This is a genomic window from Shimia sagamensis, from assembly GCF_900182745.1.
In the GTDB taxonomy this organism is placed as follows: Bacteria; Pseudomonadota; Alphaproteobacteria; order Rhodobacterales; family Rhodobacteraceae; genus Shimia; species Shimia sagamensis.
In genome coordinates this window covers 842,615-856,794 of sequence record NZ_FXTY01000001.1, presented here as the reverse complement: position 1 = coordinate 856,794, position 14,180 = coordinate 842,615, and the positions used below count along the sequence as shown (strand labels likewise).

Sequence of the window (14,180 nt, the reverse complement as noted above, 5' to 3'; positions counted from 1 at the left end):
CTGGTCCTCACAGTCTTGTTTCGCCGTTAATACCCAGAAAATCAAAGGCCTGAAAGCCCCTAAGGGTGTGTCACCCTATACGTGCGGCTGTTGTGCGACTTTCAAGCCCATGCGCAATGGCTCTCAACAACTCCGCACGCCGCACTGGCTTGGGCAGGAAACCATTCATACCAGCCTCCAAACAGGCCTGACGGTCGCTGCGGTATGCGTTGGCGGTCAAGGCAATGATATGGGGTTGGTTCGACATCTGGTGGCGAATGAAGCGGGTGGCATCAAGCCCGTCCATGACCGGCATGGACATGTCCATGAGCACGATCTCCGGCTGGTATTCCTTCACCATCTCAACCGCCTCTTTACCGTTAACGGCAGTCACCAAGGTGAGCGGCAAGTCTTTCAACAGTTTTTGAACGAGGAAACGGTTGGTGCGGTTGTCTTCCGCCAAAAGGACAGTTTTGCCATCAAACACTGTTGGGTCCGGCATAACATCTGGATCCGTCACACGTTTTGCTGGCAGATTGACTGACGGGAAGTCCACTTGGATGACAAAACACGAACCAACATTCACGGCACTTGTTGCGATAACATCGCCGCCCATCATCCGCGCCAATTGGCGGGATATGGCGAGCCCCAAACCGGTACCACCAAACCTGCGGGTGGTGGCCGCGTCGGCCTGCGCAAATTGATCAAATACATGCTCAATCCGATCGGGCGCGATGCCGATACCTGTGTCGGTCACCGAAATCTCCAGCCCATGATCCGGACCTTCCTTGACAGTGCCAACCTGTACGGTCACGTTGCCGGTTTCCGTGAACTTGATGGCATTGCCGATCACATTCACCAGGATCTGACGCAACCGCCCGTCATCCCCCCACACGGTGCGCGGAAGGTTGTCAGCAGTCTCGATGATCAGCGGAATGCCCTTCGCAGCCGCCTGAGGGCGCATCAGGTTAACCACCTCATCCAAACAAGGCTGTAACTCAAAGGCAATGGAGCTGATCTTCAAGTGCCCGTCTTGAAGTTTTGAGAAGTCGAGAATGTCATTGATGATGGTTAGAAGCGCCTCAGAAGAATGGCGAATGGTTTGAACATAAAGCGCTTCTTCTGAACTGAGTTTCGCATCACTTAACAGGTCTGACATGCCGATAATGCCGTTCATGGGGGTGCGGATTTCGTGGCTCATGGTGGCAAGGAAGGCGGTCTTGGCGCGCTCGCCCATTTCTGCGGCACGTTTGGCCTCCGCCAATTCCGCCTCGCGCTGTTTTTTGAGCGTGATGTCGCGATCAACACAGACAACCATCTCAAGGTTTCCGCGATCATCAAACACCGGGGACAGATTGGTTTCCACCCAGAAAGCGGCGCCGATTTTGGTGTAATTGACGTTTTCACCATGGGCCGCCACGCCGTCTTTGATCGCCTGTGTGAAGCGCCGCAGGGTTGCGGGATCGGACCTGAGACCATGCAGGTACTGGGTGGGGTGTTTGCCAACGACTTCAGACAGCTTGTACCCGGTTTTTCGGGTAAACGCAGGATTGACCCATAGGGTGTTGGCTTGCGCATCCAGCATCATGATGCTGTCGACGGCATTTTCGGCAATTGAGCTAAGCCTGCGGCCTTCTCTTTGACGCTCCTGTAAAGAGGCATTGGCTTTGGCCAGTTCAAGCCCCTGCTCGATTTGTCGGCGCTGTTGACGCAAATCCCGCAGGCGGCCGGTGGTGACGTAGCTGACAAATGGCAGCATCGTATAAGCCACCATCAATGTGGCGGCGACGTTGTAAAAAAACTGCTCCCGCTGGTAATGCAGAACGAAAAAATCCGCAATAAACAGCCCGACAACAGTGCTCCCATATACCAAAAGACGTGCGACCGCTGCCCGTCGGTGGAAGGGCAGCGCCATGACGGCATTGACTGCGCCCGCAGCAAGATAAGCCAAACAGAGCAACAGGGCCGCTTCGCGCGGAATGGCCAGCCAAAGGATTGCCACAAAGGCAGACAACCCAAAAGCCTGTGCAAAAGCTGTGACGGTGGTTTTGTATTGTACCTGCTTAACCGACACACCGCGTTGCAGCTGCTTTTTCACTCTTCGCAGTACATAGGTATCCAGCAGCTCACCAAACAGAGAGACACTAAGGGCCGCCAGACCTATCAGAGGCGACACGGTGAAAGCCAGGATCAGCGCACCAAACAGAGAGAGAGACTGTCGTGCAAAGAAATGGCGCAGGCGACCACGAGCATATCTAAGCAACAAACCTTCCGGTGTGTTGCGTTGATCAAAAGCCTCAAGGGCCCGGTTAAGCTCGTGAATTTCCGCAGCCATTTCCAAATCTTCACAGACAACTAATGAAGGGTAAATGACCGAAATTTGGTTAACAAACCAACAAGATCATTCCTCAAATGCGAGAAATACCTGCCTCGTCCATGGCATTTTCAGCATTCGCAAGGGAGCCATCTAGGTCAATCGCGCGGCAGAGATCTTGGCGCACACTGACTTTGAAGCCTAGCCGGGCTGCATCTAAAGCGGAAAACTGAACACAAAAGTCAGTTGCTAGTCCAACCATAGTGATCTCAGACACACCCAGAGACTTGAGATAACCGTCTAATCCTGTTGGGGTTTTGTGATCGTTCTCAAAAAACGCAGAGTAGCTATCGATCGCCGAATTGGTGCCTTTCCGGATGATCACGTTGGCGCGAGTCACATTGAGGTCGGCGTGCAGGGCCGACCCTTTGCTGCCTTGCACACAGTGGTCTGGCCACAGCACCTGAGGGCCATAAAGCATGTCGATCAGCTCATATGAAGATTTGCCGTCGTGGCTGCTGGCAAACGATGAATGGCCGTCCGGATGCCAGTCTTGGGTTAGGACTACGGTGTCAAACTCCGCCATAAGAGCGTTGATGCCGGGGACAATCTGATCACCTTCCGGCACGGCCAGGGCGCCGCCGGGACAAAAGTCGTTTTGCACATCAATCACAATTAAAGCGTTGGACATTCTGGTCTCCTGTGTTTGCGCAGAGCCTTATCAACTGCGTGGCGCGGGTCAACGTTTCTCCGCCTATTCGGCGGCCAGGCTGTTGGTCTCCGGCTGGCCCAAGCCGGCAATTTGCGCAATCACTTGCGTCAGTCGTTCGCGGAAGTTTTCAAAATCGGAATTTGGCTGAATGCTGGCCTCATCCATGTAGAGCGACCGGTCAATTTCAATCTGAACCGCGTGTTGCGCTTTAAGCGGACGACCATAATGCTGTGTCACATACGCCCCGGCAAAAGGCGTGTTGCGGGAGACAACAAAGCCCGCCTTCAAAAAGGCTGCTTCGATCTGATCAACCAGCTCCACATCCGCAGCGGCACCAAAGCGGTCACCGAGCACAACTTCGGGGCGTGGTACACCGCGACGTGTGGCGCTTTCCACGGCCTCGCGGGGCATAGAGTGGCAATCCACCAAGATGGCCTCGCCAAATTTTTCGCGGGCGGCCTCCAGCAAAGCCTGGAGTTCGGCATGGTACGGACGCCAATATGCGTCAATTCTGGCGTCGGCTTCGGCCCGGGTCATTTTTCCGTGGTAGATTGCACGTCCATTGGCAACCACGCGGGGGATCACGCCCAAACCAGAGGCCACGCGGGGGTTGTGCCCCACTTTTCGCACCCCTTGTATTAGAGCCGGGTCCAACTCCTCTGCAGCACGGTTGAGATCCAGCAGCGCACGTGGCGCCTGCGCAACCAAGAATGGCGCGCCATACTTGGGGGCATCCGCAAACAAGTGATCGACATATGCGTCTTCAGACGAGCGAATCGTATGTGCATTCAAGAGAGAGCGGCGGATAAACCATTCCGGGTAGTCACAACCGCTGTGCGGTGAGGCGAACACCACCGACGTTTGCACGGTTTCCGGCTCAAAAATGCGGTACGCGGGGGTTTCCATTGTGTCTCCTGTTCCCTCAAACTATAGCCGCAAAAATTACTACGCCAAAAGCCCTTGATCCCCTCTGCGACTCCTTTTATAGAGACCGCCACTGGCGCGGTGTTTCCGCGCCCCCTTTGTTAGGGGGTGTCGTATCTGTGTTGGCAAAGTGGGTGATTAGCTCAGCGGTAGAGCACTTCGTTGACATCGAAGGGGTCACTGGTTCGATCCCAGTATCGCCCACCATGAATTCATCATCTCTCACTCTGAGAGATTCCGTAACCTTAGGCGCATGCCGCGCCGCGAAATGAGGAGAAGACCCATGAAGGTCAAGAACTCGCTCCGGTCGCTCAAGAACCGGCACCGCGATTGCCGGATCGTGCGCCGCAAGGGCCGCGTTTACGTGATCAATAAGACCCAGCCACGCTTCAAAGCGCGTCAGGGCTAAGTCGCAAGACTTACATCACAACGAAGAAGAAGCCGCCTTTGGGCGGCTTTTTTGTATCTAACTCACCGAATGAAGTGCACTCATTTGAACGTGTAGGCGTAGGCAATAAAGGGACCGGTCGAGTAGAAGTCCGCCCCAAAGGCACCGTCCGAACGGGTGGTTTCAAAGTTGATGTCGTAGTGACGCCAGCCAAAGACCACCGATGATCGTTCATTGAATTGTTTGGAAATGGCGAGATTGGCGCTCCAAGCGAGATCATTTCCGTTAGCCCCAAACCCACTGGCGTCCACCGCGATGGCTCCTGTCCAGCTGTCAGCAATCTCCCAAGCGTAACGCGCGCCCACCACGGGCTCCCACCAGCGTTCAGTGCCGCCCACATCCACCAACCCACCGATGCCCACGACACTTTGCGTGAGGCGATTGTAGCGGGCGCCGCCTTGCACGTCGAAGGCAAAGGGGCGGCCATTACCCATCTCGCCACTCAGAGCACGGTATCCCACCAAGAGCCCCAGCCAGCTTTGTGTTGATTCTACCTCTGCGAATCGGCCTGCGCCGGGGCCGGAGGAGATCAAGGCAGATTCACTGAGGCCAATGTAATGCCCTTCTGCAATCAGACCCAATCGCCCATGCCACGCCTCAAACCGGCCGGTTGCGGTGAAGTCCAAATGCTCCAACGCATCGCGCAAATTCATGTCCAAGGCGGCAGTGTTGCCCGCCACGGTCACGTTGCCATTGGTCTTTGCTGCGGCAAACAATCCAAGCGTGGCTCGAATACGCCAGTCGTCGGACTCTGTTAGCGTAACAGGATTGGCCCAAACCGGGCTGCTGCTCACAAAAAGCAGGATCAACAATGCTGTGAAAGATCGAAACATATGAGGCCTCCGGTCCTATGAGTCCCGTCGCCTGATCCAGTTTGCGCCTGATTCTAATGATTTCCAAAGCAAAAAATGAAAACGCCCCGCCAGGGTGACCCGGCGAGGCGATGGAATTTGAAGGCTTTTCGACCTATCAGAGGTTGAGCTTTTTGCCTTTGATTGGCGCCCAGAGCTTCTTGTTGGTCAGGTAGAGCAACACACTCAGCAGCGACAGGAACAGAACGCCGATCAGGCCTGCGCGCTGGCGTGCCATCATTTTGGGCTCTGCGGTCCACATCAGGAAAGCCGCCATATCTTCTGCTTCGTGGTGCAGAGAGTTGGAGTGGCCATCAGCAAACTCCACATCCTCACCGTACAGCGGCGGCGCCATGGCGATCCAACCACCTGGGAAGGCGGTGTTCTCGTAGAATGTGGTGCCAGCTTCTTCTTTCTCTTCACCGGTGTATCCGGTCAGGAGAGAGTAGATGTACTCTGGGCCGCCCATGCCTTTGACCAGCTGATTGATGCCGGTGCCTTGCGGGCCGTGGAAGCCCGCACGCGCTTTGGCCATCAAGCTGAGGTCAGGCGCTTCTGCCAGACCGCTCTCTGGGAAATGGTCGGTTGGCGACCGTGGGCGATCATCATCCAGCTCTGGATCAAAGATGTCGAACTGAGCCGCGTAGGCGCGCACCTGATCTTCTGGCAGGTGCGGGCCACCTTCGTCCGCCAACGTGCGCAGAGGCACGTAGCGCAGACCATGACAGGCCGAACACACTTCGGTGTAGACCTGAAGGCCACGCTGAAGTTGGTTCTGGTCGAATTTGCCAAACGGACCTTCAAAGGAGAAGTTGATGTCTTCGATGTGGCCAGCGCCACCTGCAGCCATCGCACCACCTGCCGAGAAGGACAGGGCGGCCAAAGCAGCAATGCTAAGTTTCTTAAGCATAATCCTGTTTCCTCTTATTCAGCAGGTTTGCCGTAGTGGGCATTGAAATCTTCTTCGATGGTGGCCGGCGGAGTTGTCGGCTTTTCGATCACACCAAGGATCGGCAGGATCACGAAGAAGTAAGCGAACCAGTACGTCGCACCAATCAAAGAGATGGTGGAGTATGGCGGCTCGGCTGGCATTGCACCGGCCCACATCAGAACGATGAAGTCGACAACCAGAAGCGCATACCACCACTTAAACATCGGACGGAAACGACCGGAGCGCACGCGGGAGGTATCAAGCCATGGCACCAGAGCCATCGCAATGATCGCACCAAACATCGCCAGAACACCAAAGAACTTCGCATCGATGATGCCGCCGGTGATCCAGCTGGCCCCCATCACAACCCAAACGTCGGCGGTGAAGGCGCGCAGGATCGCGTAGAACGGCAGGAAGTACCATTCCGGCACGATGTGTGCAGGTGTCGAAAGCGGGTTGGCTTCCAGATAGTTGTCAGGGTGACCAAGATAGTTTGGCATAAAGCCAACAATCGCAAAGAAGATGGTCAGAACAATTGCCAGGCCAACGAGATCTTTGATCACGAAGTAAGGCCAGAATGGCAGGGTGTCTTTTTTGACTTCTTCTTTGGAACCCTTGCGCACATCAACACCGGTTGGGTTGTTGTTGCCTGTGGTGTGGAACGCCCAGATGTGAACAACCACCAGAGCGGCAATCACAAACGGCACCAGATAGTGCAGCGAGAAGAAGCGGTTCAGCGTGGCGTTGTCCACCGCTGGTCCACCCAGCAGCCAGGTCTGGATGGCTTCGCCGATGAACGGGATCGCGCCAAACAGGCCGGTGATCACGGTAGCACCCCAGAAGGACATTTGACCCCAAGGTAGAACGTAGCCCATGAAGCCTGCGGCCATCATCAGAAGATAGATGATCATGCCAACAATCCATGTGATCTCACGCGGGGCTTTGTAGGACCCGTAATAGAGGCCACGGAAGATGTGGATGTAGACAGCAAAGAAGAACAGCGAGGCGCCATTCATGTGGATGTAGCGGATCATATGACCGCCATTCACGTTGCGCATGATGTGCTCAACGGAAGCAAACGCCAGATCAACGTGCGGGGTGTAGTGCATCACCAGAACAATGCCGGTGACAATTTGCAGCACCAGGCAGAACGCCAGAACGATGCCCCAAATCCACCACCAGTTCAGGTTTTTTGGCGTTGGAATCATTAGGGTGTTGTACAGCAGACCGATAATCGGAAGGCGGCTTTCAACCCATTTTTCGCCCTTGGTTGTGGGCTCGTAGTGATCGTGTGGGATACCAGACATGCGCGCGTCTCCTTATCCGAGGACCAGTTCGCTGCCCTCAAAACGGGCAACAGGAACATGGAGGTTTTCAGGAGCCGGACCTTTGCGGATGCGGCCGGAGGTGTCGTAGTGCGAACCGTGGCATGGGCAGAACCAACCACCAAAGTCACCCGCGCCGTCGCCCAAAGGCACACAGCCGAGGTGGGTACACACGCCCATCATCACCAGCCATTCGCCGGTTTCATCCATCGCGCGGTTTTCATCCGCAGCGTCGGTGCCAGGCTTGTTGGCGTTCTGAGATTCTTGGTCGATGGACAGATCATCCATGCTCACGGCACGGGCGTCGTCGATCTCAGTTTGGGTGCGGCGGCGAATAAACACCGGCTTACCCAACCATTTTACGGTCAGCTGCGTACCGGGCTCGATGCCAGACGTATCGACGCGAATCGAGGAGAGCGCGCGCACATCGGCGGAGGGGTTCATCTGATTGACCAGCGGCCAGACGGCAGCACCAGTAGCCACGGCACCTGTGCCGGCGGTGGCGTAGTAGAGAAAGTCTCTCCGGGTGCCTTCGTGATCTTCTGCGTGGGACACGAGGTTCCTCCATTTTTCAGCCGACAAGCGGCCCATATCGGTTCGGGCCGCAGTTACCCGCAGCCTCTCTCCGCCGCTATTTAACGAAGGTGGTGCAACCCGTCCAGCGAACATTCGCTTATCTTGTACTGTCGCGTCCCCTTGTCGCGCTTAATGACACGGTTTTTCAGGCGATTGGGCGCAATATTCTTGCCTTCAACTTCGGGAGACATGGGGGTGCAGATCGAATCGCTGGCGCTGGCGCAGACATGACAAAGCCGCTAGAGCTTGCACCACAGCCAAGCGGAGCGGCACAGTGATCAGCCTGAAAGACCTCGAATTTCTGTCCTCACTGGCCCGCCATGGGCATTTTGCCCGCGCGGCGGAAGACTGTGGCGTGTCCCAGCCCGCGTTCAGCATGCGCATCCGAAAGATGGAAGAACGCCTTGATGCGGCAATCGTGAAACGCGGAAATCGTTTTTTGGGGTTCACACCAGAAGGCGAGGCACTTGTGCGCCATTCCCGCAAGATCATGGACAGTGTGAAACTTCTGGAGGAGGACTTTCGCTCTGCTGGGGGGGAGATCACCGGGCGGCTGACCATTGGTGTGATTCCGACAGCCGTTGGTTTTGCAGCGGACGCTGTTCGACATTTGCGCACTGCCCACCCCGGGATCAGCGTGCGCCTGCAAACCGTATCATCACTTGCAATCCAGCAGGGGTTGGAAAACGGCGTGTTTGACGCAGGCATCACCTATGGCGAAGGCGTGTCGCCGGAAATGGTGCGGGTCGAACATCTGTACAATGAGAGTTACATGCTTTTGGCGCCGAAAGCTCTTGCGCCACGGGTCACCGGCACCGCCAGTTGGGCGGAGGCCGCGGCGCTACCGTTAAGCCTGCTTGATCCAAGCATGCAGAATCGACGGATTTTGGACCTGATCTTTCGAACAATAAATGAAGTGCCAAATGTGGTCGCTGAAACCGGCGAATTCACGGCATCGATGCTGATGGCAGCCAATGGCGTGGCTGCAACGGTAATCCCAGCTGGGCTGGTTAACTGTTTGGGAAATATGCCCAACACAGTCGCGCTTGCCCTCACCTCTCCTGAGGAAGAGAAAGATGTAAGTCTGGTTTCACCGCACCGTGACCCAGGCCTGTCCACGGTTGAAGCCCTGCGGCGGACGTTAGGGCTCAGCACAACATAAGCAAAAGTTATGGCAACTTAAGTTTTGCCTGATTGATTATCAGAATGAGTGATGTCACCGTACGCCATCTGGCAGGGAGGTGACCATGGTACCGCTGGACGAATCCAAAGGTGTTTGGAAGAAAAAAGGCACAGGCAAATCGCGACGCACGCCCAAGGGGCGGCAGGTCGATGACGCCGCATTGGCCGAGGTGCAGACGCTTTTGGGTGAAATGCCCAGACGGCGCGACCTTTTGGTCGAGTTTTTACATCTGATTCAAGATGCTTACGGGCATTTGTCCGCCGCGCACATCCGTGCTTTGGCGGAAGAAATGCGCCTTGGTCAGGCTGAAATCTATGAGGTTGCCACCTTTTATGCCCACTTTGACGTGGTTGCGGAAGACGAGGCACCGCCCCCTGCCCTAACCATCCGCGTGTGTGATTCGCTGTCTTGCGAGTTGGCCGGCGCCGAACAGCTGCACAAAGCGTTAAAAGATGGCATGGATCCATCCGAAGTGCGGGTGCTGCGTGCACCCTGCATGGGACGCTGTGACACCGCGCCCACGCTGGAACTGGGTCACAACCATATTGACCACGCCACTGTGGAAAAGGTGCAAACGGCCATTGCGGCGGGGGACACCCACGCGCGTATTCCAGACTATGAAGACTTCGCCGCCTATCAGGCGGAAGATGGCTATGCCACGCTGACCAAATTGCGCGAAACTGGTGACTGGGAAGAGATGCAGGAGCGGGTTCTGGCCAGTGGTCTGCGCGGATTGGGCGGCGCTGGCTTTCCGACAGGCAAAAAGTGGGGATTTGTGCGCGCCAACGAAGGTACACGTTACCTCGCGGTGAACGGCGACGAAGGCGAGCCGGGCACGTTCAAAGACCGTTATTACTTGGAGCGCCGCCCGCACCTCTTTCTGGAAGGCATGCTGATCGCGGCCTGGGCCGTGGAAGCAGAGACCTGCTTTATCTACCTGCGGGACGAGTATCCGGCGGTTCGGTTGATATTGACTCGTGAGATTGCCGCGCTGGAGGCGGCTGGACTTGTGCCTGAGGGGTATATTGATCTGCGCCGTGGCGCCGGCGCCTATATCTGTGGCGAAGAAAGCGCGATGATCGAGTCGATCGAAGGCAAGCGCGGGTTGCCACGTCATCGTCCACCGTTTGTGGCCCAAGTTGGCATCTTCAATCGTCCGACTTTGGTACACAATGTTGAGACATTGTACTGGGTGGCGCGGATTGCACGCGAAGGCCCCGAGGCAATGTCTTCGGTTGAGCACAACGGGCGCAAGGGTTTGCGCAGTTATTCGGTGTCTGGTCGCGTAAAAACGCCGGGCGTTTATGAGCTGCCTGCCGGATCGACCATTTTGGACATCATTGACGCCGCTGGCGGCATGATGGACGGACACAGTTTCAAAGCGTTTCAACCTGGTGGCCCCTCCTCTGGGCTACTGCCGGCTTCGATGTCAGACGTGCCTCTAGATTTTGACACGTTACAACCGCTTGGCACATTCATTGGCTCCGCTGCTGTTGTGGTGCTGTCGGATCACGACAGCGCCAAAGACGCGGCACTCAATATGCTCCGGTTTTTTGAGGATGAAAGCTGTGGGCAATGCACACCGTGCCGGACGGGATGTGAGAAAGCTGTTAAGCTGATGCAAGCGGACAGTTGGGATCAGCCCCTGCTGGAAGACCTGTGTCAAGTAATGAGTGACGCCAGCATTTGTGGCCTTGGGCAAGCTGCGCCCAATCCGATCCGCCTTGTGATGAAGCATTTTGGTGAGGAGATTTAGCATGGCGCAAATGGATTTGGGCGCGTTTTCAGTGAGCTTGTCGGTGAAGGACTTGGCCGCAAGCCGTGCGTTTTGCGAGAAGCTTGGCTTTGAAATGATGGGCGGTGAACCGGACCAGAACTGGTGCATTCTGAAAAACGGCGATCATGTGATCGGGCTGTTTCAGGGCATGTTCGAGGGCAATATCCTGACGTTTAATCCCGGCTGGGATCAAAGCGCACAAAACACCGACACATTCACCGATGTGCGTGAATTGCAGAAACAGCTGAAGGCGGACGGACTCCCGTTGATGAGTGAGGCGGATGACGCCTCAGACGGGCCTGCAAGCCTGATGCTGCAAGATCCGGATGGCAACACCATCCTGATCGACCAACACCGATAAAGAGCGAGGTCGCCATGCTTGACGCCAGCCAGACCAATACCGTGACGTTTTCCCTTAACGGCAAAGAGGTGACTGTGCCTGAGGGCACCACCATTTGGGACGCCGCCAATGGGCAAGGGTTTGTGATCCCACATCTGTGTCACAAACCGGCCAAAAGCTATCGCCCGGATGGCAATTGCCGCGCCTGTATGGTTGAGGTGGAAGGTGAGCGCACGCTGGTTGCGTCCTGCATCCGCGAGGCCAGCGACGGCATGGTGGTGCATTCCGAAAGCGATCGGGCGACCAAGGCGCGAGAGATGGTGATCGAACTTTTGGCGGCGGATCAGCCCGAGGTGAAGCACGACGCCAGCAGCCATTTTACCGACATGGCGGCGCAAGTTGGGGTGGAACAGTCTCGGTTCCCGGCCAAAGCACCGGAGTCTGTGCCGCTTTTGGATGCGTCACATGTGGCGATGAGCGTGAACCTGGATGCCTGTATTCACTGCAACCTCTGCGTCCGCGCCTGCCGTGAAGTGCAGGTCAATGATGTCATTGGTATGAGCGGGCGCGGGGCAAATGCCCAGATTGTATTTGATCAGGACGATGACATGAGCGCCTCAAGCTGTGTGGCCTGTGGCGAATGTGTGCAGGCCTGCCCAACCGGGGCTTTGATGCCTGCAACCATGCTGGATGAAGATGGTGCAGGGGACAGCGCGGACTATGACCGTGAAGTGGACAGCGTTTGCCCCTATTGCGGCGTGGGCTGTCAGATCAAGTTCAAAGTCAAAGACGACAAAATCAAATATGTCGAAGGCATTGACGGGCCTGCGAATGAAAACCGGCTTTGCGTGAAAGGACGGTTTGGGTTTGACTACATTGAACACCCGCACCGTTTGACCAAGCCACTGATCCGTCGTGACGACGCACCGGCAAAGGGGCTCAATGTAGACCCCGGCAATCTGCTCACACATTTCCGCGAAGCGACGTGGGAGGAGGCGCTGGATGCGGCGGCAGGCGGATTGGCCAAGCTGCGGGCGGAAAAAGGCACAAACGTTGCCGGATTCGGCTCCGCGAAATGCTCCAATGAGGAAGCCTATCTGTTCCAGAAGCTGATCCGACAGGGCTTTGGCCACAACAATGTGGACCACTGCACGCGGCTTTGCCATGCGTCGTCAGTGGCGGCGTTGTTGGAGAACGTGGGTTCTGGCGCTGTCACAGCAACGTTCAATCAGATCGAACACGCGGATGTCGCCATTACCATTGGCTGTAACCCAATCGAGAACCACCCGGTGGCTGCAACCTACTTCAAGCAATTTGCCAAACGTGGCGGCAAGCTGATCGTCTGTGACCCACGCGGCGTGGGGTTGGGCAAACACGCCTCACACAAGCTGCAATTCAAGCCGGGTGCGGATGTGTCGATGCTCAACGCGATCATGCATGTGATTGTCGAAGAGGAGCTTTTTGACGCGGACTACATCGCCCAGTTCACCGAGAATTGGGAAGAGATGACCGCGCACCTAAAGGATTTCAGCCCAGAGGCAATGGAGCCGATTTGCGGCATCGATCCAGAGCTTCTGCGTGACGCGGCGCGGACCTTCGCCAAGGGCAAAGCGGGCATGATTTTCTGGGGCATGGGTGTCAGCCAGCACATTCACGGCACCGACAATGCACGCTGTTTGATTTCACTGGCGCTGATGACCGGCAATGTCGGCAAACCGGGCGCAGGCCTGCACCCGCTGCGCGGGCAGAACAACGTGCAAGGGGCGTCCGATGCGGGCCTGATTCCGATGTTCCTACCGGATTATCAGTCGGTGATGGATGATGGCGTACGCTCTGCCTTCACCGATGTGTGGCAGTCCGAAGACTTTTCCAATCAGAAAGGTCTGACCGTGGTTGAGATCATGCATGCGATCCATGATGGCGACATCAAAGGCATGTATATTCTGGGTGAAAACCCGGCGATGTCGGACCCGGATGTGGATCATGCGCGCGCTGCATTGGCGATGCTCGACCATCTGGTGGTGCAGGATATTTTCCTCACAGAAACCGCCAACTATGCTGATGTGATCCTGCCAAGCTCAGCCTGGTATGAGAAATCCGGCACCGTGACCAACACCAATCGTCAGGTGCAGATGGGTCGCCCTGTGACCCCACCGCCGGGTGAGGCCAAAGAAGACTGGTGGATTGAGGTGGAGCTGGCCAAACGCTTGGGGCTGAACTGGGATTACAGCCACCCCAAAGAGGTGTTTGCCGAGATGAAGCTCAACATGGGGTCGCTCGACAACATCACCTGGGAGCGGCTAGAGGGCGAGGCGGTGACCTACCCGTCTCTGTCGCCAGAAGATCCAGGTCAGGCAATTGTGTTTGGTGATGGCTTCCCGCGTGAAAACAAACGTGCGCGCTTCACACCAGCGTCGGTGATCCCGCCGGATGACAAGCAGAATGATGAGTATCCAATGGTGCTGATCACCGGGCGTCAACTGGAACATTGGCACACCGGGTCAATGACGCGGCGGGCCAGCACGTTGGATGCGCTGGAGCCAGAAGCGAACTGCTCGCTACACCCGTCGACCCTGCGCAAGCTGGGCGTGGAAGCCGGGGAATACGTAGCGCTGAGCACACGCCGTGGCTCTGTAACCGTGATGGCGCGCGCAGACCGCGCAGTGGCGCCGGACAATGTATTCCTGCCGTTTGCCTATGTGGAGGCGGCGGCCAACATCCTGACCAATGCGGCGCTTGATCCCTATGGAAAGATCCCGGAGTTCAAGTTCTCAGCTGTGAAGGTGGAGAAGGCAGAAACGCCCGTTGCAGCGGAATAGG

The 14,180-nt window shown here is 56.4% G+C and carries 12 protein-coding genes and 1 tRNA gene; 6 read left to right on the top strand and 7 right to left on the bottom strand.

Annotated elements, in window-relative coordinates:
• Positions 1-70 precede the first annotated feature (70 nt).
• From QOL67_RS04010 to QOL67_RS04000, 3 genes are all read right to left on the bottom strand, one after another.
• Positions 71-2,314, bottom strand: a complete 2,244-nt coding sequence (locus tag QOL67_RS04010) for a hybrid sensor histidine kinase/response regulator (protein ID WP_283424646.1) — start codon at positions 2,312-2,314, stop codon at positions 71-73.
• A 73-nt stretch (positions 2,315-2,387) separates the two neighbouring features.
• Positions 2,388-2,984 (bottom strand): bifunctional nicotinamidase/pyrazinamidase, encoded by a 597-nt coding sequence (gene pncA, locus QOL67_RS04005; protein ID WP_283424645.1) that lies wholly within the window; start codon positions 2,982-2,984, stop codon positions 2,388-2,390.
• A gap of 63 nt (positions 2,985-3,047) precedes the next feature.
• The gene (locus tag QOL67_RS04000; RefSeq protein WP_283424644.1) at positions 3,048-3,911 is read right to left on the bottom strand and encodes an N-formylglutamate amidohydrolase; all 864 of its coding nucleotides are present in this window, start codon (positions 3,909-3,911) and stop codon (positions 3,048-3,050) included.
• Between the two features lie 150 nt (positions 3,912-4,061).
• On the opposite strand from QOL67_RS04000, the gene QOL67_RS03995 reads away from it, so the two are divergent.
• Positions 4,062-4,136, top strand: a tRNA-Val gene (locus QOL67_RS03995).
• Between the two features lie 76 nt (positions 4,137-4,212).
• On the top strand, positions 4,213-4,338 hold the full coding sequence (gene ykgO, locus QOL67_RS03990) for a type B 50S ribosomal protein L36 (protein ID WP_008205324.1): 126 nt from the start codon (positions 4,213-4,215) through the stop codon (positions 4,336-4,338).
• A gap of 80 nt (positions 4,339-4,418) precedes the next feature.
• Here the strand turns inward: ykgO and QOL67_RS03985 are convergent, their stop codons facing one another.
• From QOL67_RS03985 to petA, 4 genes are all read right to left on the bottom strand, one after another.
• Positions 4,419-5,210, bottom strand: coding sequence for a hypothetical protein (locus QOL67_RS03985; protein ID WP_283424643.1), 792 nt, complete (start codon positions 5,208-5,210; stop codon positions 4,419-4,421).
• A gap of 136 nt (positions 5,211-5,346) precedes the next feature.
• On the bottom strand, positions 5,347-6,138 hold the full coding sequence (locus QOL67_RS03980; protein ID WP_283424642.1) for a cytochrome c1: 792 nt from the start codon (positions 6,136-6,138) through the stop codon (positions 5,347-5,349).
• Positions 6,139-6,152: 14 nt separating this feature from the next.
• Positions 6,153-7,466 (bottom strand): cytochrome b, encoded by a 1,314-nt coding sequence (gene petB, locus QOL67_RS03975; protein ID WP_283424641.1) that lies wholly within the window; start codon positions 7,464-7,466, stop codon positions 6,153-6,155.
• Between the two features lie 12 nt (positions 7,467-7,478).
• Entirely contained in the window at positions 7,479-8,039 is a 561-nt protein-coding gene (gene petA / locus QOL67_RS03970; protein ID WP_283424640.1) for a ubiquinol-cytochrome c reductase iron-sulfur subunit, read from the bottom strand.
• Between the two features lie 295 nt (positions 8,040-8,334).
• Between petA and QOL67_RS03965 the strand changes: the two genes are divergently transcribed.
• The 4 genes from QOL67_RS03965 (at position 8,335) to fdhF (ending at position 14,179) form a co-directional block, all read left to right on the top strand.
• A complete protein-coding gene (locus QOL67_RS03965; RefSeq protein WP_283424639.1) occupies positions 8,335-9,222 on the top strand; it encodes a LysR family transcriptional regulator in 888 nt (295 codons plus the stop codon).
• An 85-nt stretch (positions 9,223-9,307) separates the two neighbouring features.
• The gene (locus tag QOL67_RS03960) at positions 9,308-10,999 is read left to right on the top strand and encodes an NAD(P)H-dependent oxidoreductase subunit E (RefSeq protein ID WP_283424638.1); all 1,692 of its coding nucleotides are present in this window, start codon (positions 9,308-9,310) and stop codon (positions 10,997-10,999) included.
• A gap of 1 nt (position 11,000) precedes the next feature.
• Positions 11,001-11,381, top strand: a complete 381-nt coding sequence (locus QOL67_RS03955) for a VOC family protein (protein ID WP_283424637.1) — start codon at positions 11,001-11,003, stop codon at positions 11,379-11,381.
• Between the two features lie 14 nt (positions 11,382-11,395).
• Positions 11,396-14,179, top strand: a complete 2,784-nt coding sequence (gene fdhF / locus QOL67_RS03950; RefSeq protein ID WP_283424636.1) for a formate dehydrogenase subunit alpha — start codon at positions 11,396-11,398, stop codon at positions 14,177-14,179.
• The last annotated feature ends 1 nt before the right edge of the window (position 14,180 follow it).

Bases quoted from the DNA above. Each gene is read 5' to 3' on its own strand.
- QOL67_RS04000 (WP_283424644.1), bottom strand. From the start codon at position 3,911: ATGGAAACCCCCGCGTACCGCATTTTTGAGCCGGAAACCGTGCAAACG.
- QOL67_RS03955 (WP_283424637.1), top strand. From the start codon at position 11,001: ATGGCGCAAATGGATTTGGGCGCGTTTTCAGTGAGCTTGTCGGTGAAG.
- QOL67_RS03980 (WP_283424642.1), bottom strand. From the start codon at position 6,138: ATGCTTAAGAAACTTAGCATTGCTGCTTTGGCCGCCCTGTCCTTCTCG.
- fdhF (WP_283424636.1), top strand. From the start codon at position 11,396: ATGCTTGACGCCAGCCAGACCAATACCGTGACGTTTTCCCTTAACGGC.
- ykgO (WP_008205324.1), top strand. From the start codon at position 4,213: ATGAAGGTCAAGAACTCGCTCCGGTCGCTCAAGAACCGGCACCGCGAT.
- petB (WP_283424641.1), bottom strand. From the start codon at position 7,466: ATGTCTGGTATCCCACACGATCACTACGAGCCCACAACCAAGGGCGAA.
- QOL67_RS03985 (WP_283424643.1), bottom strand. From the start codon at position 5,210: ATGTTTCGATCTTTCACAGCATTGTTGATCCTGCTTTTTGTGAGCAGC.
- QOL67_RS04010 (WP_283424646.1), bottom strand. From the start codon at position 2,314: ATGGCTGCGGAAATTCACGAGCTTAACCGGGCCCTTGAGGCTTTTGAT.
- QOL67_RS03960 (WP_283424638.1), top strand. From the start codon at position 9,308: ATGGTACCGCTGGACGAATCCAAAGGTGTTTGGAAGAAAAAAGGCACA.
- pncA (WP_283424645.1), bottom strand. From the start codon at position 2,984: ATGTCCAACGCTTTAATTGTGATTGATGTGCAAAACGACTTTTGTCCC.